Source organism: Cedecea sp. (assembly GCF_036500665.1).
In the GTDB taxonomy this organism is placed as follows: domain Bacteria; phylum Pseudomonadota; class Gammaproteobacteria; order Enterobacterales; family Enterobacteriaceae; genus Cedecea.
Genome location: NZ_DASYBS010000077.1, coordinates 1 through 4,405 on the forward strand (window position 1 = coordinate 1; position 4,405 = coordinate 4,405).

4 protein-coding genes and 1 pseudogene are annotated in these 4,405 nt (G+C 54.1%); all 5 read right to left on the reverse strand.

All coding sequences use genetic code 11. The annotated features are described in order from the left end of the window. Nucleotides 1–606 precede the first annotated feature (606 nt). Nucleotides 607–2,283 (reverse strand): hypothetical protein, encoded by a 1,677-nt coding sequence (locus tag VGM55_RS12290; protein WP_331635613.1) that lies wholly within the window; start codon nt 2,281–2,283, stop codon nt 607–609. Continuing rightward, entirely contained in the window at nt 2,283–2,825 is a 543-nt protein-coding gene (locus tag VGM55_RS12295) for a hypothetical protein (RefSeq protein ID WP_331635614.1), read from the reverse strand. Before VGM55_RS12295 ends, VGM55_RS12290 begins: the two co-directional genes overlap by 1 nt. Then, nucleotides 2,797–3,522 carry a hypothetical protein gene (locus VGM55_RS12300; RefSeq protein WP_331635615.1) on the reverse strand — a complete coding sequence of 242 codons (726 nt, stop codon included), beginning with the start codon at nt 3,520–3,522 and terminating at the stop codon, nt 2,797–2,799. The genes VGM55_RS12295 and VGM55_RS12300 overlap by 29 nt, the downstream gene beginning before the upstream one ends. After that, the gene (locus tag VGM55_RS12305; RefSeq protein ID WP_331635616.1) at nt 3,512–4,051 is read right to left on the reverse strand and encodes a tail fiber assembly protein; all 540 of its coding nucleotides are present in this window, start codon (nt 4,049–4,051) and stop codon (nt 3,512–3,514) included. Before VGM55_RS12305 ends, VGM55_RS12300 begins: the two co-directional genes overlap by 11 nt. Before the next feature lie 12 nt (nt 4,052–4,063). Continuing rightward, nucleotides 4,064–4,405, reverse strand: a pseudogene (locus tag VGM55_RS12310) (hypothetical protein); the annotation flags it as partial.

Genomic DNA, 4,405 nt, shown 5'->3' on the forward strand with positions numbered 1-4,405 from the left:
TGTGAGTCGTATTCGTTCTGACTCTCCAGAACCATACGGATGGCCCGCTGGCGGACCTCAGGGGAAAAACGCGTATTTTTAGTCATCCTGTTTGCCTCTTTCTCAAGGAGTTTAGTCTCCAGGATTTCCGGGGCGGTTCACTTTGCGGGTTTTTCTTTGTCTGGCGCTCCCCGCGCAATTTGATCTTCTCAACTCACGCAAAATTTAAAATTCTCTTATATATCTGTAGGTTGACATTTTCGTCAGATCTTCCACAGATCCTTTTTACTGAAAAACACTGAAATTCTTTTCAACTTTTTCAGTTGGTGTTTTCCGGCAAGCGCCCAGCGGCGGCGCGGGCTGGCGTTAGGGTTTGTAGAAAAATAAAACTGAAAAAACTTTTCGATCCAGAAACCGCAGGCGGGTGCGGTGTAGTTTGATTTTGGTCGCTGAAGGTTTTATTTCGGCGTGCTGTCGCTTCGCCTGTACGCCGTGGTGGCTCAGTTCGTTTTCACTTGCATGGGCGGGTGTCTTTGTTGTTGCGTGGTGCTGTGTGCGTTCTGGTGCGTTTGGTTGGCTACAGGCGTAAAAAAGCCCGCACGGTGGCGGGCTGTACTGGCTGGGGTATCAGGCTATCACGGGTTTATATTTTTCTTTCAGGCTGGCAGCGCCCTGGCCAGCGCCACGAATGGCATCGGCGTTTGTAGGCGTTCCTGTGTTCTGGTGGCTATGGCTTGCCGTTGCCTCCGCCAGCTGCTTCACAACATCCAGGGTATCAAGCATCAGCTGGGCTACGTTGATTGACTCGCTACCAATCCACACAACCGGCGCTTTAATCTCCTGCCGCAACGCTGCCACGCTTTTTCTGATGGTGCCAATTCTCTCAATCAGATCTTTGCCGGTTGTCGTGGTTTTGCTGCCAGTGATATCGGTTTCGGCGCTACCGTCTACGCTGGCCAGCATATTTCCACCCACGGCCTGGCTGTAATCACCGGTTGTCACATGCTGAATGGCTCCGGCCAGCAGTTGGGTGGTACCCACTACAGTGGTTTTGTCAGCGGCTTTAATGATTGTTTCACGACTGACCAGCTGGCGGCGTTCTGTATCTGCCGACACTTCCCGCGCCATTGATGTTTCATGAATGACCTGATCGGTTTTTCGCTCCCAGTCACCTGATTGTGTTACGCGCTGGGAAACCTCTTCACGCTGCTGCTGTAGCTGCTCTCCGGGCTTAACATCCGGCAAACTGGTGCCACTGGCCACCGTCTGGCGAACAAAGGGTTTATCCGGCCTGCCATCCGTAAAGCCAATTTCAACCAGGGTGCCTTCAGGCGGAAACTGAAACATCCCCGAATCGTTACCGGCCATCGGCACCGGCAGCGGTACCGCAGAATATTGCGGTGTACCTTTTTCCGGATTGCCGTCTGCATCCAGTAGCTGAACATCCACCGCATAGCGCGGGCGGAACGGGTCGGCAAAATTACCGCTGGTTACCGGTTCGCTGGGCGCTACAACGCGGGCAAATTTCGGCAGATGAAGCCCGGAAGCCAGCTCCGGGTAACAGCTCTCAATCTGGCGTTGCAGCGGGGTTTTCTGAAGTGCAGCCCCCGTGGTTTTATTTCGGGGTGTCCAGGTCACGTTCATGTTGTCGTTATCCAGATTAACCCGTGTCAGCCGCTGGCCGTTCAGCTCCACACCGGGGCGTAAACTTTGCACCATCGGAATGGTCATCGTATTGCCACCCGCCGCACCCTGTCCAAACTCTGCGGGGATATCAACCGGACGCCCCGCGAACAGGCTTTTATCAGCCCCGCCCAGCCACACATCCCCATCCGGCAGCTGATACCAGATGTAATCCTGAATGCCAAAAGCACGCCCCAGATTATCCAGCAACTGATACCCGGTTCCGCTGTGCGTGAAATGGGGGATCGCTCTATCCGTGTAATCCGCATCTGGCACCGACACTTTCAACCCGCTGTGCTCTGTCAGCCAACCAGCAATCTCACGTAACGTTGGATGCTGGAAAGAGCATGGCCAGTTGCGTTCGAACACCCCAACCAGCTCACGAACAAATAGCCGCTGATAACCATTATCAGCAGGCTGTGACCGCTCAACATAGCCAGTAAACCAACGCAGCAGCAAATCGGTATACCCCACATCCACGCGTACCAGTTTGCCGGTGTAATCCGTTCCCGTTTCCGCCGTGATGAAACCACGCCCGCAGCTGTTCAGCTCCAGCATCAGGTTCAAATCGACCAGATGAACCTCATCCCCGGACAAATAAAGGCGTTTTAGTGGTTTCATCAATCCCCCAGCGCATCGTTTACGGGTTTCAGCACTTTGCGTTCAAACCACGTCATTTTCTCTTCATCTTCAGCCGCGCCCTGCACACCGGTACCGGCCGCACCGCCCTGTTTTTTTGCCGTCACCTTGCCACTCGCACGGGCTTCACGCTTTTCCTGAACACTCAAATGCTCAGTTAACGTAAAAGTGACCAGCCAGGACATTTTCCCGTCCTGCTGCGGCGCGTCGATTGTCCCTGAAAAAGTTGCTTCACGAAAATTAACCGCTCGGGCAACATCGTGAGCCACGCGGTATGTCTGCAACTTTCCGGCACCATCGCGGGTGCTGGCCAGCTCAAAAATTCGCGCCAGAATCTCTTTTTTCCTGAATGGCACCTCACCAACAACACGCAGCTCTTTGCCCTTGATGCCCTGCTCCGATTTTGACGTGGCGCTGGTCTGGCCGGACTGGTCTTTATCCTGAAACTGCATACTGACCGTGACACGCATATTTTTTAGCGCGATGGCTTCCCCATTAAGCGCCAGGGTTGGGACAGAGTTCATGGATCACTCCTTTTATGCCCTGAAGGTTTTCACCCACCATCATCACGGCAGCACAGAACACCGCAGAAGGTTGTGGCACAGACTTAACCAGCTCAGTCAGCGTTGTGGCCATATCGTCGGCCCCGGTAAACACCCACGCCCGCGCACTTTCACCCTGCAAATCTGCCAGCCCATCCGCCGCCGCGCTAATCAGGTTATTTCGCAACGTGGCAAAGTCACTAAGCTGGCCTTTAAGGTCTGCCAGGCTTGTTCCTGCCCCGGCAGCCTGCTGCGCCTGCGCAATAGCTTTCGCGGTCAGTGCGGCGCGGGTTGTAGGTACCGACAGCGGTATTGCGGCCGGTAGACCGCTGCCGCCTTTGGCCGGTAATTGCATTTTCGCCACTGCAAGCTCGGCAGAAGACTGCGCCAGCCTCTTAACCTGCGTAAATGTCGGGGCGGGAAATACATCCGTCAGCGCCTCAAGGTTTTTCATAAAACCATCGTGATTGCTGCCGGTAACCATAAAAATCACCACATCATCAGTGGCGGCAGCACTGGCCAGCTTAGTGGCCAGATAGTTAATCGCGTTTACCGGGCTAAGGTACGCGCCATTTTCCGTTTGTTGCCCCAGCCCGTAAATCCAGGGATGCGCGGGAACAATGGCACAATTCAGCGCGGCCACGCGGTCTGTAAAAGCCAGATTTGCTTCACGCCACACTTTGCGGCACCTCCGGCCATTTAACTACTGGGGCAGCAGTCAAATCCAGACGGCGTAGCGCAGTGCGATAAGCTCGCAGCGCTTCAAGCTCTGCGTCTTCATCATCGGAAATATCGCTATCTTCAAGCGCACCGATCAGCCAGTCGATGCGCTTTGTCACCTCACTCATGAGCCTGTCGCGTTCAGCCGCTGCAATCGCCGGGTAATCCCGGATTTGCTGTAACTTCCCGTCTTTATAGAACCAGTCGTCGCCCAGGGTTACGCACATATTCGCCTTTGTGGCCGGTAGCTCAACCGCGCCAAGATTGACCGGGAAAAAAGCATCGGTATCGGTTGAGAACGTGCGCACCCGGCCTTCCTCGTCATAGCCCACTTTTAGCGAGTCTTTCTTAAAAAGTTTTCTGACGACGTACCAGTCGTTACCTTCCCGGTCGCGGATGTACAGGCCTTCACCGGAATATCCCGGCGTGCTTATTTCCTGCTCTTCTGGCCCAGGGATATATGCCGTGAATTTACTGAACTGCTGCATGGCGCTTTCCTCTCAATTAAGAACAATCCATTGGCCATTTTTGTAATATCGCTTATAGCGGAACACCAGCACACCGACGTTACTGTCACCACCAACCATGTTCAGGTTATAAATGTGCGCTCCGTCAGTTCCCCGGGGGTAACCCCATCCACCTGTAAACTGCACTTCAACAGGCGCAGTTAAGTCCTCGGCCTGAACAAAATTTGCAACAGCCCAGCTCTGCACTTCATCTATACGCTGATTCACCCATTGCCATGTCGAGCGGGTGTTAATATTGTCATCCCGCGCGGCAAGCTGACCATTTGCCCAGTCCCATGTGGCACGGGTATTGATGTTGTTATCCCGCGCGGTAAA

Coding starts and splice junctions, on each gene's coding strand:
- VGM55_RS12290 (WP_331635613.1), bottom strand. CDS start 2,283: ATGAAACCACTAAAACGCCTTTATTTGTCCGGGGATGAGGTTCATCTG.
- VGM55_RS12295 (WP_331635614.1), bottom strand. CDS start 2,825: ATGAACTCTGTCCCAACCCTGGCGCTTAATGGGGAAGCCATCGCGCTA.
- VGM55_RS12305 (WP_331635616.1), bottom strand. CDS start 4,051: ATGCAGCAGTTCAGTAAATTCACGGCATATATCCCTGGGCCAGAAGAG.